Annotated in this window: 12 protein-coding genes; 9 read left to right on the top strand and 3 right to left on the bottom strand. The window is 72.0% G+C overall.

What is annotated here, in order from left to right; all coding sequences use genetic code 11:
• Positions 1–11: 11 nt before the first annotated feature.
• Positions 12–1,163 (bottom strand): RecB family exonuclease, encoded by a 1,152-nt coding sequence (locus tag OIE12_RS06560; RefSeq protein WP_329132670.1) that lies wholly within the window; start codon positions 1,161–1,163, stop codon positions 12–14.
• Positions 1,164–1,305: 142 nt separating this feature from the next.
• On the opposite strand from OIE12_RS06560, the gene OIE12_RS06555 reads away from it, so the two are divergent.
• From OIE12_RS06555 to OIE12_RS06545, 3 genes are all read left to right on the top strand, one after another.
• Positions 1,306–2,880, top strand: a complete 1,575-nt coding sequence (locus tag OIE12_RS06555; protein ID WP_329132668.1) for a site-2 protease family protein — start codon at positions 1,306–1,308, stop codon at positions 2,878–2,880.
• A gap of 56 nt (positions 2,881–2,936) precedes the next feature.
• Positions 2,937–3,842, top strand: coding sequence for a tRNA (adenine-N1)-methyltransferase (locus tag OIE12_RS06550; protein ID WP_006141749.1), 906 nt, complete (start codon positions 2,937–2,939; stop codon positions 3,840–3,842).
• Positions 3,843–4,070: 228 nt separating this feature from the next.
• Complete coding sequence (locus OIE12_RS06545; protein WP_329132666.1) at positions 4,071–4,652, top strand: hypothetical protein; 582 nt, start codon at positions 4,071–4,073, stop codon at positions 4,650–4,652.
• An 81-nt stretch (positions 4,653–4,733) separates the two neighbouring features.
• Here the strand turns inward: OIE12_RS06545 and OIE12_RS06540 are convergent, their stop codons facing one another.
• The gene (locus tag OIE12_RS06540; protein WP_329132664.1) at positions 4,734–5,057 is read right to left on the bottom strand and encodes a ferredoxin; all 324 of its coding nucleotides are present in this window, start codon (positions 5,055–5,057) and stop codon (positions 4,734–4,736) included.
• 244 nt (positions 5,058–5,301) lie between these two features.
• On the opposite strand from OIE12_RS06540, the gene arc reads away from it, so the two are divergent.
• From arc to prcA, 5 genes are all read left to right on the top strand, one after another.
• Positions 5,302–7,068, top strand: coding sequence for a proteasome ATPase (gene arc, locus OIE12_RS06535; RefSeq protein ID WP_329132662.1), 1,767 nt, complete (start codon positions 5,302–5,304; stop codon positions 7,066–7,068).
• Positions 7,069–7,299: 231 nt separating this feature from the next.
• Positions 7,300–8,811: a depupylase/deamidase Dop gene (gene dop / locus OIE12_RS06530; RefSeq protein ID WP_443053770.1), complete on the top strand. Its 1,512-nt coding sequence runs from the start codon at positions 7,300–7,302 to the stop codon at positions 8,809–8,811.
• Between the two features lie 163 nt (positions 8,812–8,974).
• A complete protein-coding gene (locus OIE12_RS06525; protein WP_030381948.1) occupies positions 8,975–9,193 on the top strand; it encodes a ubiquitin-like protein Pup in 219 nt (72 codons plus the stop codon).
• Positions 9,194–9,385: 192 nt separating this feature from the next.
• A complete protein-coding gene (prcB, locus tag OIE12_RS06520) occupies positions 9,386–10,231 on the top strand; it encodes a proteasome subunit beta (RefSeq protein WP_329132658.1) in 846 nt (281 codons plus the stop codon).
• 59 nt (positions 10,232–10,290) lie between these two features.
• Positions 10,291–11,070 carry a proteasome subunit alpha gene (gene prcA, locus OIE12_RS06515; RefSeq protein WP_329132656.1) on the top strand — a complete coding sequence of 260 codons (780 nt, stop codon included), beginning with the start codon at positions 10,291–10,293 and terminating at the stop codon, positions 11,068–11,070.
• Between the two features lie 64 nt (positions 11,071–11,134).
• On the opposite strand, the gene OIE12_RS06510 is transcribed toward prcA, so the two are convergent.
• A complete protein-coding gene (locus OIE12_RS06510; RefSeq protein ID WP_329132654.1) occupies positions 11,135–12,193 on the bottom strand; it encodes a LacI family DNA-binding transcriptional regulator in 1,059 nt (352 codons plus the stop codon).
• Positions 12,194–12,310: 117 nt separating this feature from the next.
• On the opposite strand from OIE12_RS06510, the gene OIE12_RS06505 reads away from it, so the two are divergent.
• Positions 12,311–13,570, top strand: a complete 1,260-nt coding sequence (locus tag OIE12_RS06505; RefSeq protein ID WP_329132652.1) for an MFS transporter — start codon at positions 12,311–12,313, stop codon at positions 13,568–13,570.
• The last annotated feature ends 3 nt before the right edge of the window (positions 13,571–13,573 follow it).

Genomic DNA, 13,573 nt, shown 5'->3' with positions numbered 1-13,573 from the left:
CTCGGTAGGTCCTATGGAGGGCCCATTCTGCCCTGCTCGCCGTCGTCGGAACCGGGCGCCCCGAAGGGCAGCGCGAGGGGCAGCGGGTAGGGAGGGGGAGTGCCGCCGAACTCGGGGCAGAACTGCTGGTGGTCGCACCAGCCGCAGAGCTTGGTCGGCCGGGGCCGCCAGTCGCCCGTCTCCGTGGCCGACCGGATCGCCTCCCACAGCGCCAGCAGCTTCCGCTCGACCCGCCGCAGGTCCTCGACGACCGGGTCGTACGTCACCACGTCGCCGCTGCCCAGGTAGACCAGCTGGAGCCGGCGCGGCACGACCTTCTTCAGCCGCCACACCACCAGGGCGTAGAACTTCATCTGGAACAGGGCGCCCTCGGCGTACTCCGGGCGCGGGGCCTTGCCCGTCTTGTAGTCGACGATGCGGACCTCGCCGGTCGGGGCCACGTCCACCCGGTCGATGATGCCGCGCAGGGTGAGCCCCGACTCCAGCCGCGTCTCGACGAAGAGCTCCCGTTCGACGGGTTCCAGGCGTGTGGGGTCCTCCAGGGCGAACCAGCGCTCGACCAGTTGCTCGGCCTCCGCCAGCCAGCGCGCCAGTCGGGTGCCGTCCGTGTCGTCGGCGAAGAGTTCGGCGAGCTCCGGGCGGTTCTTGCGCAGCCGGTCCCACTGGCCGGGGACCAGGGACCGGGCGCGCGGGGCGGTGCGCTCGGCGGCCGGTGCGTCGAACAGCCGCTCGAGCACCGCGTGCACCAGGGTGCCGCGGGTCGCCGCGGGGCTCGGCTTCTCCGGCAGCCGGTCGATCACCCGGAAGCGGTAGAGGAGCGGGCACTGCATGAAGTCACCGGCACGGGACGGCGACAGCGACTTGGGGCGCGCGGGCGCCCGCCGCCGGGTGGCGGGGGTGGGGTCGGGGGCAGGGGCCTGGGCCGGTATGGCGGGGGTCGCCGGTGCGACCTCGGCCTCGGCCGCGGCGGTGGCCTCCGTGGCCGTCGCCGTCGCCGCCGGGACCGCCGTGTCCGCGGATGCCGTCTCCGTCTCCGCGGGTGCCGGTGCCGCCTCGGCCGTGGTGCCGTCGGCCGGGCCGGCGGCTGTGGGCACCCCGGCCGGGGCGGCCTGGGGTTCCGTGTCGGCCGGCGCCGCCGCGCCGCCCTCCGTGCTGGTCTCCATGCCCACAGACCATACGGCCCACCACTGACAGGCTGAGGGGGTGCCGGGGCGGAACCCGGCGCCACGGCCGCATACCATCGACACCGGACCCTTCCGCCCGGTCAGCGCCGGGACCGGGAGACGCTTCGATCGAGGGGACATCGTGGACGAGAGCGGCGGGAGCGGACAGCCGCGCTCCGGCAACGACCGGGCGACCGATCGCCACGAGGGGCAGCCGCCCCGCACCGACACGTCCCGCCCCGAGCCGACCCCGGACACCACCGACCCCGGGCGGACCGCCGAGGAGCGTGCCCCGCACGAGGGGACGCCCGGCCCGGACACCGGCCCCCCGGCCGACGCGGACACCCCGGGGGACGCGGCGCCCGGCACCCCCGCGGACCACGCCCCCGGTGGCGCACCCGCCGGCGCCCCGCACCCCCCGGCCCCCGCACACCGGGGCCGGACCGAGGCATCGTCCGGCAACACAGGCGCAGGCGCAGGCACAGGTGCCGGCAGCACAGGCACAGGCGGCCCGGGCACGGGCGGTCCTGGCACCGGCGGTCCACGTGGGCCGCAGCGGCCCAAGGACCCCGGGGGCGGACTGCTCATGGGCCGCCCCTTCGGCGTCCCCGTCTACGTGGCCCCCAGCTGGTTCCTCGTCGCCGCCTTGATCACCTGGGTCTTCGGCGGCCAGCTCGATCGCGTCCTGCCCGAGCTCGGCGCCGCCCGCTACCTCGTCTCCCTCTTCTTCGCGGTCGCCTTCTACGCCTCCGTCCTCGTCCACGAACTCGCGCACACCGTGGCCGCCCTCCGCTTCAAGCTCCCGGTCCGCCGCATCCAGCTCCAGTTCTTCGGCGGCGTCTCCGAGATCGAGAAGGAGGCCGAGACCCCCGGCCGGGAGTTCGTCCTCGCCTTCGTCGGCCCGCTGCTCTCCCTCGTCCTGGCCGGCGTCTTCTACCTCGCCATGAGCCCCGTCGAACCCGGCACGGTCCCCGGCGTGCTGCTCGCCGGGCTGATGATCTCCAACCTGATCGTCGCCGTCTTCAACCTGCTGCCCGGCCTCCCGCTCGACGGCGGCCGCATGCTCCGCGCCGTCGTCTGGAAGATCACCGGCACCCCGATGAGCGGCACCGTCGCCGCCGCCTGGGTCGGCCGCGCGCTCGCCGTCGCCGTCCTGATCGGGCTGCCGCTGCTCACCCAGACCGGCGCCCTGGGCGGCGACCCCGAGGACATCGGCGGCATGGACACCGTCACCGACGCGCTGCTCGCCGCCATCCTCGCCGCGATCATCTGGACCGGCGCCGGCAACAGCCTGCGCATGGCCCGGCTGCGCGAACACCTGCCCGAGCTGCGCGCCCGTGCGCTCACCCGGCGTGCCGTCCCCGTCGAGACCGACACCCCGCTCTCCGAGGCGCTGCGCCGCGCCAACGAGGTCGGCGCCCGTGCCCTGGTCGTCGTCGACGCCCAGGGGGAGCCGCTCTCCCTGGTCCGCGAGGCGGCCATCGTCGGCGTGCCCGAGCACCGCCGCCCCTGGGTCGCGGTCAGCGGGCTCGCCCAGGACCTCACCGAGGGCATGCGCGTCTCCGCGGAACTCTCCGGCGAGGAACTCCTCGACGTCCTGCGCGCCACCCCCGCCACGGAATACCTCGTCGTGGAGGAGACCGGCGAGATCTACGGCGTCCTGTCGGCGGCCGACGTGGAAAGAGCCTTCGTCAGGGCGATGGCCAGGCCGGCCTGACCCCGCGGCACCGCATCCCGGTCAAGCCCTCGGCAAGGAGCCGGTAGGCTGGTCACATGTCCGAACCGACCGGTGCCGCCCGCCGTCGCGGGCCCTTCAAGGTCGGGGACCAGGTACAGCTGACCGACCCCAAGGGTCGCCACTACACGTTCACGCTCGAAGCCGGGAAGAACTTCCACACCCACAAGGGTTCCTTCCCGCACGACGAACTGATCGGCGCCCCCGAGGGGAGCGTCGTCCGTACCACCGGGAACGTCGCCTACCTCGCGCTGCGCCCCCTGCTCCCCGACTACGTCCTGTCCATGCCCCGCGGGGCCGCCGTCGTCTACCCCAAGGACGCGGGGCAGATCCTGGCCTTCGCCGACATCTTCCCCGGCGCCCGCGTCGTGGAGGCCGGCGTCGGCTCCGGCTCGCTCAGCAGCTTCCTGCTGCGTGCCATCGGCGACCAGGGCATGCTGCACAGCTACGAGCGTCGCGCGGACTTCGCCGAGATCGCCCAGGGCAACGTCGAGCGCTATTTCGGGGGTCCGCACCCCGCCTGGCAGCTCACCGTCGGCGACCTCCAGGACAACCTCTCCGACACCGACGTCGACCGCGTCATCCTCGACATGCTCGCCCCCTGGGAGTGCCTGGAGGCCGTCTCCAAGGCGCTCGTCCCCGGCGGCATCCTGTGCGCCTACGTCGCCACCACCACCCAGCTCGCGCGGACCGTGGAGTCGATCCGGGAGATCGGCTGCTTCAACGAGCCGACCGCCTGGGAGACGATGATCCGCAACTGGCACATCGAGGGCCTCGCCGTCCGCCCGGACCACCGCATGATCGGGCACACCGGGTTCCTGCTCACCGCCCGCCGCCTCGCCGACGGCGTCGAGCCGCCCATGCGCCGCCGCCGCCCCGCGAAGGGCGCCTACGGCGAGGACTACGCCGGTCCCAACGCCGACGGAGGCACCGCCGGCCGCTGACCCCGCCGGGCCGTCCCGCGCGGGCGGCCCGGTGCCGCGTACAACGCACAAGGGCCGTGGCCGAGTTCCCCGACACTCCGGGGAACTCGGCCACGGCCCTTCGCCGTTGACGGCGTCCCGCCCGGCGGTGCGGAGGAAATCCGGACCCCGCCGTTCCCCGGGACTGTGACGTGTGGCACCATGCCGAGCACCCCCGCCGGCTCAGCCCTCACAGGAGACGCCGTCCTCGTGCAGCAATCCGCCGCCGTCCCGGAACTGGCCCACGCCACCACCCGCCCGATCCACTGGGTCGCCACGGCCACGGCCCTCGCCGGCGTGATCGCCCTCTCCGCCGTGCTGCAGCCCGGCCACGCCACGGCCGCCCAGCCCTCGCACACCGCCGCGAAGGCCGCCCCGGTCACCGCCCCGGCGCCCGATCCCGCCAAGGCCGCCTTCCCGCTCGACTGCGGCCGCAACAAGCTCGTCGTCCAGAAGAAGGCCGAGGGCGATCTCGACGGCGACGGCCGCCCCGAGACGGCCGCCGTCGTCCACTGCGAGTCGGGCATGGGCACCCCGCCCGACGGCGTCTACGTCCTCACCCAGGCCGCCGGCGACAAGAAGCCGCGCGTGGTCGCCACCCTCGTCGATCCCAAGGACCGCGACACCGTCACGGAGTTCACGGTCGCCGACGGCGCCGTCACCGCCACCCTGCTCGGCTACTCCACGGCCGACGTGCCCAGTTGCTGCCCGGACGTCACCGAGCACGCCAAGTGGCAGTGGAAGAACGGCGTGTTCGAGCGTTCCACCCCGGCCCCGGCCCGGCGCGTCTGAGGCATGGCCGCGGCCGAAGGTCCGCTCACGGCCGGGCGAATGTGAGAAACCAGACAGAAGTGACGTACCGCATCCGGCGGGTCACCCGGCGTCCGCGGTCTCCACGGCGTCCGGGCCGTACACCTCGACGCCGTCCGAGGCCCGCCGCACATGGATGCACTCGCCCGGGCACTCCCGCGCCGAGTCCACCACGTCCGTCAGCAACGGCAGCGGCACGGGCGTCGTCGCACCCCTGGCCTGCAGCAGTTCGTCCCCGTCGCCCTTGACGTAGGCCAGGCCGTCGATGTCCAGCTCGAAGACCTCCGGGGCGTACTGGGCGCAGATCCCGTCGCCGGTGCACAGATCCTGGTCGATCCACACCTCCAGCGCCTCGCCCCCGCCGGTCGCCTCCTGCTGCACGGTCATCTCTCCTGCCCTTTCTCTGCCGGGCCGGACGGGAATCCGGCCAGCTCCGGCGGGTGTTGAACACTTCGACCCTACCCGGGGCAGCTTTTCAATCGCGTTCGGTGGGTATTCCCCTGGCGTGAGGGAGAGCGCAAGGGTGAAGATCGGACACACCCCGACCGTCTTTGTGATCTAGGGGTTTCAATCGACACCCACCCAGGTAGGGTCTGGAAGCGTCCAGCTCCCCTTGGAGGAGGTGAGGACCGTGGCAGCCCACGACGACGACATGAACCGCGGCATCCGCCCGGGACGCGGGTCCGACGACCCGGCCGGGCAGATCGCCTATCTTGAGCAGGAGATCGCCGTCCTGCGACGCAAGCTCGCCGACTCTCCGCGACACACGAGGATTCTCGAGGAGCGGATCGTCGAGCTGCAGACCAACCTGGCCGGCGTGTCCGCCCAGAACGAACGACTCGCCGGAACGCTCCGCGAGGCCCGCGACCAGATCGTCGCCCTCAAGGAGGAGGTCGACCGGCTGGCCCAGCCGCCGGCCGGCTTCGGCGTCTTCCTGCAGGCCAATGAGGACGGCACCGCCGACATCTTCACCGGCGGCCGCAAACTCCGCGTCAACGTCAGCCCCTCCGTGGAGCTCGACGAACTCAGGCGCGGCCAGGAAGTGATGCTCAACGAAGCTCTCAACGTGGTCGACGCCATGGAGTTCGAGAGCGTCGGCGACATCGTCACCCTCAAGGAGATCCTCGAGGACGGCGAACGCGCCCTGGTCATCGGGCACACCGACGAGGAGCGGGTGGTGCGGCTCGCCGAGCCGCTGCTCGACATCACCATCCGTCCCGGCGACGCCCTGCTGATGGAGCCCCGTTCCGGCTACGTCTACGAGGTCGTCCCCAAGAGCGAGGTCGAGGAACTCGTCCTCGAAGAGGTCCCCGACATCGGCTACGAGCAGATCGGCGGTCTCGGCGGCCAGATCGAGGCCATCCGGGACGCGGTCGAACTGCCGTATCTCTACCCCGACCTCTTCAAGGAGCACGAACTGCGGCCGCCCAAGGGCGTGCTGCTCTACGGGCCCCCCGGATGCGGCAAGACGCTCATCGCCAAGGCCGTCGCCAACTCGCTGGCCAAGAAGGTCGCCGAGGTCACCGGCCAGGCCGCCGGCAAGAGCTTCTTCCTCAACATCAAGGGCCCCGAGCTCCTGAACAAGTACGTCGGCGAGACCGAGCGGCAGATCCGCCTGGTCTTCCAGCGGGCCCGTGAGAAGGCGTCCGAGGGCACCCCCGTCATCGTCTTCTTCGACGAGATGGAGTCCCTCTTCCGTACCCGCGGCTCCGGCGTCAGCTCGGACGTGGAGAACACCATCGTCCCGCAGCTGCTCGCCGAGATCGACGGTGTGGAGGGCCTGCAGAACGTGGTGGTGATCGGCGCCTCCAACCGTGAGGACATGATCGACCCCGCGATCCTGCGCCCCGGCCGGCTCGACGTGAAGATCAAGATCGAACGTCCGGACGCCGAGGCGGCCAAGGACATCTTCGGCAAGTACCTCACCGAGCGCCTCCCGCTGCACGGCGACGACCTCACCGAACACAGTGGCGACAAGGCGTCCACGGTCCAGGGAATGATCCAGACCGCGGTCGAGCACATGTACGCCGAATCCGAGGAAAACCGCTTCCTGGAAGTCACCTACGCCAATGGCGACAAGGAAGTCCTGTACTTCAAGGACTTCAACTCCGGCGCCATGATCGAGAACATCGTCGGGCGCGCCAAGAAAATGGCGATCAAGGACTTCCTGGAGAAGAACCAGAAGGGCCTCCGCGTCTCCCACCTGCTCCAGGCATGCGTGGACGAGTTCAAGGAGAACGAGGACCTGCCCAACACCACCAATCCGGACGACTGGGCCCGCATCTCCGGAAAGAAGGGCGAGCGGATCGTCTACATCCGTACGCTCATCACCGGAAAACAGGGTTCGGACACCGGGCGCTCCATCGACACCGTGGCCAACACCGGGCAGTACCTGTAGCACAAAGGGAGGCTGCGGGTGCCCACGGCGGGTACCCGCAGCCGACTGCTTTACCGGCCACCGCCGGACCACCAATGACGCAAATGATCTCCCCACCAGCGCAGAGGCGTTCTAGGCTCTTTCGTACCGCCGCGTCGCGCCGTGCGGGGACGGGCACCGCACGCGCACCGGAGCACCAGCGGTAACTGAGCGCCGCCCCGACCGGGGACGCCGCCGGGCAAGGAGGGCCGCATGACCGTACGGCGAGTAATGGGCATCGAGACGGAGTACGGGATCTCCGTCCCCGGCCACCCCAACGCCAATGCCATGCTCACCTCGTCCCAGATCGTCAACGCCTACGCGGCGGCGATGCACCGGGCCCGCCGGGCCCGCTGGGACTTCGAGGAGGAGAACCCGCTGCGGGACGCGCGGGGCTTCGACCTCGCCCGTGAGGCCGCCGACTCCACCCAGCTCACCGACGAGGACATCGGCCTGGCCAATGTGATCCTCACCAACGGCGCGCGCCTCTACGTCGACCACGCCCACCCCGAGTACAGCGCCCCCGAGGTCACCAATCCGCGGGACGCCGTGCTGTGGGACAAGGCCGGCGAGCGGATCATGGCCGAGGCCGCCGAGCGGGCCGCCCAGCTCCCCGGCGCCCAGCCGATCCACCTCTACAAGAACAACACCGACAACAAGGGCGCCTCCTACGGCACGCACGAGAACTACCTGATGAAGCGGGAGACCCCCTTCTCGGACATCGTGCGCCATCTGACGCCCTTCTTCGTCTCCCGCCAGGTCGTCACCGGCGCCGGCCGCGTCGGCATCGGTCAGGACGGCCACGAGCACGGCTTCCAGCTCAGCCAGCGCGCGGACTACTTCGAGGTGGAGGTGGGCCTGGAGACGACGCTCAAGCGCCCCCTCATCAACACCCGCGACGAGCCCCACGCCGACGCCGAGAAGTACCGCCGGCTGCACGTGATCATCGGTGACGCGAACCTGTCGGAGATCTCGACGTACCTCAAGCTGGGCACCACGGCCCTGGTGCTCTCCATGATCGAGGACGGCTTCATCGCCGTCGACCTCGCCGTCGACCAGCCCGTACGCACCCTCCACCAGGTCTCCCACGACCCCACGCTGCGGCATCTGGTCACCCTCCGCAGCGGGCGCACGCTCACCGCGGTGCAGCTCCAGATGGAGTACTTCGAGCTCGCCCGCAAGTACGTCGAGGAGCGCTACGGCGCCGACGCGGACGAGCAGACCAAGGACGTCCTCATCCGTTGGGAGGACACGCTCAACCGGCTGGAGAACGACCCGATGAGCCTGGCCGGCGAGCTCGACTGGGTCGCCAAGCGGGAGCTCATGGAGGGCTATCGGCGCCGTGACGGCCTGGACTGGGACGCCGCCCGGCTGCACCTCGTCGACCTGCAGTACGCCGACGTGCGCGCCGAGAAGGGCCTGTACAACCGTCTGGCGGCCCGCGGGCGGATCAAGCGGCTGCTGGACGAGAAGGAGGTCGAGCGGGCCCGTACACAGCCCCCCGAGGACACCCGCGCCTACTTCCGCGGCCGGTGTCTGGAGCAGTACGCCGACGACGTGGCCGCGGCCTCCTGGGACTCGGTGATCTTCGATCTTCCGGGTCGGGACTCCCTGCAGCGGGTACCCACGCTGGAACCGCTTCGCGGAACGCGTAATCACGTCAAGGAGCTGCTCGACCGCTGCCGCACCGCCGAGGACCTGGTCAAGGTGTTGTCGGGCGGCTGAGCGGCCCGCCCGGCCGATCCGGCCGGGCGGGGTGGAAACCGCGGTGCGAGGGAATGATCCGATCACGGGGCCGATGTCGGACCCGGCGAGTAGGGTCTGATCATCACCGATCGGCAGGAATGCCGACCATGTCGGGCGAACCGAACTGAGCGGGGTGAGGGTAATGGCGACCAAGGACACCGGCGGCGGCCAGCAGAAGGCGACGCGCTCCACGGAGGAGGTCGAGGAGCAGGCGCAGGACGCGCAGGGCTCGGAGGACCTCAAGGAGCGCCACGAGAAGCTGAGCGACGACGTGGACGACGTCCTGGACGAGATCGACGACGTCCTGGAGTCCAACGCCGAGGACTTCGTGCGGTCCTTCGTGCAAAAGGGCGGCGAGTAGCACCCGGCCCCGCGTGAGGCCGGGGGCCGGCGCCCGGGCGCACCGCCCGGTGCCGGCCCCCGGCGGGCACGCCGGCAGCGGGCCGGTACCGGGACGGATGACCGGCCCCGGTGCGGGTAGGGTCCGTGCACGGATTTGATGATCGGCTCGGCTGTTCCCGGCGGGGCCGCAGCCTTACGTGGAAGGAAACGCGTGGAAGCCAACACTCGTAGCACCGGGCGTCTGCCGGCTGCCTTCCTGACGCCCGGGTCCTCGTCCTTCATGGACTTCCTCTCCGTACACCAGCCGGAGATGCTGCCCGGCAACCGGCAGTTGCCCCCGACCCAGGGAGTCCTCGAGGCCCCGCACGGCACGACGATCGTGGCTGTCACCTTCCCCGGCGGCGTGGTGCTCGCCGGTGACCGGCGGGCCACCATGGGCAACGTGATCGCGCAGCGGGACATCGAGAAGGTGTTCCCCGCGGACGAGTACTCGGCGGTGGGCATCGCCGGCACGGCGGGTCTCGCCGTGGAGATGGTGAAGCTGTTCCAGCTCGAACTCGAGCACTTCGAGAAGGTGGAGGGCGCCCAGCTTTCCCTGGAGGGCAAGGCCAACCGCCTGTCCACGATGATCCGGTCCAATCTCGGCATGGCGATGCAGGGCCTGGCCGTGGTCCCGCTCTTCGCGGGCTACGACGTGGACCGCGACAAGGGCCGGATCTTCTCCTACGACGTCACGGGCGGCCGCTCCGAGGAGAGCGGCTACGCGGCCACGGGCTCCGGCTCGGTCTTCGCCCGCGGCGCCATGAAGAAGCTCTACCGCGAGGACCTGACCGAGGACCAGGCCACGACGCTCGTGGTCCAGGCCCTGTACGACGCGGCGGACGACGACTCGGCGACCGGCGGTCCCGATGTCGCACGCCGGATCTATCCGATCGTCACCGTGATCACCGAGGACGGCTTCCGCCGGCTGACGGAGGAGGAGTCCTCCGGGATCGCCCGCTCGATCCTCCAGCGGCGGCTGGAGCAGCCCGACGGCCCGCGGGCCTCGCTGCTCTGACGGCGCCCGGTCTTGTTCGAGGTGTTCGAGTGACTTCCACAGAAAGGGACGGATAACCGGTGTCGACGCCGTTCTATGTTTCTCCTCAGCAGGCGATGGCGGACCGCGCGGAGTACGCCCGCAAGGGCATCGCCCGCGGCCGCAGCCTGGTGGTGCTGCAGTACGCCGACGGCATCGTCTTCGTCGGTGAGAACCCGTCCCGCGCGCTGCACAAGTTCAGCGAGATCTACGACCGGATCGGCTTCGCCGCGGCCGGCAAGTACAACGAGTACGAGAACCTGCGGATCGGCGGCGTGCGCTACGCCGACCTGCGGGGCTACACCTACGACCGCACCGACGTGACCGCCCGCGGCCTGGCGAACGTCTACGCGCAGACGCTCGGCACGATCTTCTCCAGCGCGGCCGAGAAGCCCTACGAGGTGGAGCTGGTCGTCGCCGAGGTGGGGGAGACCCCCGAGGGCGACCAGATCTACCGGCTGCCGCACGACGGCTCGATCGTGGACGAGCACGGCTCGGTCGCGGTCGGCGGCAACGCGGAGCAGATCAGCTCCTTCCTGGACCAGCGGCACCGCGACGGCATGACGCTGGCGGAGGCGCTCAAGCTGGCCGTGCAGGCGCTGTCGCGGGACACCAACGGCAGCGAGCGGGAGATCCCCGCCGAGCGCCTGGAGGTGGCCGTCCTGGACCGTACGCGGCCGCAGCAGCGCAAGTTCAAGCGGATCGTCGGCAACCGCCTGGCGCGGCTGCTGGCGGGCGACGCCGGGCCGGCCGGAAGCGCCGACGCCGACGACGACGATGCCGCGGGCGGCATCGAGAAGACCGACCCCGAGGCGGACTGACCGCCCGACGCCCCGCCTCCCGGTGCCCCGGCCCGCGGTCACGCGGCCGGGGCACCGGCGCGTCTCAGAGCGACGCGTCGACACGCCGGGCGGCGCCGGCCCCGTCCCGGGGCGGGCCGGGAGGCGCCGTGGAGCCGCGGACGACCAGCTCCACCGGGATGTCGCCCACCTCCACCCGGCGGCCCTCCAGAACGGCCAGGAGGGCGTGCATGCCGCGCTCACCGAAGCGCTCGGCGTCCAGGCGCACGGTCGTCAGCTCGGGGTCGAGCGCCGCGGCGAGCCCGAGGTCGTCCACCCCGGTGACGGAGAGGTCGTCGGGGACGCGCAGGCCGAGCCGGCGGGCGGCCTTGTAGGCGCCCGCGGCGAGCATGTCGTCGTCGCACACCAGCGCGGTCGGCCGGGCGCCCGGCGCGGACAGGGCGGTCCGGGCGGCGGCCACCGCGTCCTCGATCGAGATGGGGGCGCGCGCGGTGTGCAGCTCGGTGCCCGGGATCTCGCCGAGGCGTGCGGCCAGTTCCCGTGCGCGCACCTCGAAGGTCCAGGACGGCACGTCCGCCGCCAGGTGCAGGAACCGCCGGTGACCGAGGCCCAGCAGATGGTCGGCGACCCGGCGCATGCCGTCGGCGATGTCCAGGTTGACCGTGGCGGCGCCCGGGCCGGTGTCCGGGTCGCTGTCCAGCATGACCAGCGGCAGCTCGTCGCCGCGCAGCGCGGTGAGGGCGTCGGCGGCCATGGAGGAGGCGATGACGCCGTCCAGGGCCGCCCGGGCGGACGGGAACGGGTCGCGGGCGGGGCCGACGCCCTCGGGGGAGGGGTAGAGGACCAGCCCGAAGCCGTGGTCGGCGGCGACGCGGGCGGCGCCGGTGTAGACACCGCCGAAGAACTCGGTGGTCAGCGCCGGCACCACGAGCAGCACCGTGCGGGTGCGGCCGAGGCGGAGGTTGCGGGCGGCGAGGTTGGGCCGGTAACCGAGCCGGCGGGCGGCGGCGCGGACCCGCTCGGCGGTGGGCTCGGAGACCCGGCCGCGCCACTTGTCGCCGAACACCAGGGAGACCGCCGCCTGCGACACCCCGGCGGCCCGGGCCACGTCCCGGCTGGTCGGGCGCGTGCTGTTGGCTGCCACCGCGGGACCGCTCCTTCGTCTGGACCAGTGAACAGCGCACATGGTACGTATGCGGGAGAAAGTTATACGTAACACCGGCCCACGTGACACTGGCAGGCGTCGAGAGAGGTGGCGGGCATGGCCGCGGGGTACCTGGAGATCCTCCGTACGAGGCACGCGGCCCGGCTGCTGGCCGGCACCCTGACCGGACGGCTGCCCAACGCGACCGCCGCCATCGCCCTCGTGCTGTTCGTCCGCGCCCAGGGCGGCGGCTACGGCCTGGCCGGCGCCCTGGCGGCCGTGTACGGCGTCGCCAACGCCGTGGGGCAGCCGCTGCTCGGCCGCCTCGTCGACCTGCGCGGCCAGCCGCGCGTCCAGCTCCCCGCCGCGCTCGCCTCCGCCCTCGCCATGACCGTCCTGGCGCTCTCCGGCACCGAACCGCTGCCGCTCGCCTACGCCGCCGTCGCGGCCGCCGGACTGTTCACCCCGCCCCTGGAGGGCGGCCTGCGCGCCCTGTGGCCCTCCGTCCTGCGCCGCGAGGAGCAGGTCCCCACGGCGTACGCCATGGACGCCGTCGCCCAGGAGGTCATGTTCACCGTCGGACCGCTCCTGGTGACCCTGTGCGTGTCGCTGTGGTCGGAGCGGGCCGCGCTGCTCGTGCTCAACGCGGTGGGCGTGCTGGGCGCCCTCTGGGTGGTCGCCTCGCCGCCCTCGCGCGCGTGGCGCTCGGCGCCCCGGGAGGCGCACTGGCTCGGCGCCCTGCGCTCACCCGGGCTGCTCGCCCTGCTCGGCGCCTTCCTGTTCGTCGGCGTCGCCCTCGGCTCCATCACGGTGGCCGCGGTGTCCTACGCCGACGACCACGGCGGCGACGCCGTCTACGGGTGGCTGATGGCCGCCCTGGGCCTCGGCGCCCTCATGGGCGGCGCGGTCTACGGGGCGCGGCGGTGGAGCGGGGCGCCGGAGCGGCGACTGCGGATCCTGGTGGCCCTGCTGGCGGTCTGTTACCTCCCCCTGATGCTGATGCCGGGCGCGCCGGGCATGGTCGCGCTCAGCGTGGTCTCCGGGGTGTTCCTGGCGCCGTGCATCGCCTGCGCGTTCGTCCTCGTCGACCGGCACGCGCCGGCCGGGACGGTCACCGAGGCGTTCTCCTGGCTCGTGACGACGTTCACCGTGGGCTCCTCCGTGGGTACCGGGCTCGCGGGACCCGTGGTCCAGTCGGGCGGCGCGGCGGCCGGTTTCGCGGTGCCGGGAGCGGCGGGAGCCGTCTCCCTGCTCGTGCTGCTCGCCACGACACGGGTCCTCGCAGCTCCCCCGCCGGGAGCGGTCGTTGCGTGTTCACCGGAAAATGATCCAAACCGTGCTGCCGAACCCCGTTTCAGTTCGGGTGATCGGGCGTAATGT

The organism is Streptomyces sp. NBC_00670 (assembly GCF_036226765.1).
Lineage (GTDB): Bacteria > Actinomycetota > Actinomycetes > Streptomycetales > Streptomycetaceae > Streptomyces.
The sequence above is the reverse complement of the archived record's forward strand: the minus strand, read 5'-3'. Positions and strand labels throughout refer to the sequence as shown.

Excerpts from the sequence above, each read along its gene's own strand:
- dop (WP_443053770.1), top strand. The coding sequence starts at position 7,300 with ATGACCGTACGGCGAGTAATGGGCATCGAGACGGAGTACGGGATCTCC.
- OIE12_RS06525 (WP_030381948.1), top strand. The coding sequence starts at position 8,975 with ATGGCGACCAAGGACACCGGCGGCGGCCAGCAGAAGGCGACGCGCTCC.
- OIE12_RS06540 (WP_329132664.1), bottom strand. The coding sequence starts at position 5,057 with ATGACCGTGCAGCAGGAGGCGACCGGCGGGGGCGAGGCGCTGGAGGTG.
- OIE12_RS06560 (WP_329132670.1), bottom strand. The coding sequence starts at position 1,163 with ATGGAGACCAGCACGGAGGGCGGCGCGGCGGCGCCGGCCGACACGGAA.
- OIE12_RS06550 (WP_006141749.1), top strand. The coding sequence starts at position 2,937 with ATGTCCGAACCGACCGGTGCCGCCCGCCGTCGCGGGCCCTTCAAGGTC.
- OIE12_RS06505 (WP_329132652.1), top strand. The coding sequence starts at position 12,311 with ATGGCCGCGGGGTACCTGGAGATCCTCCGTACGAGGCACGCGGCCCGG.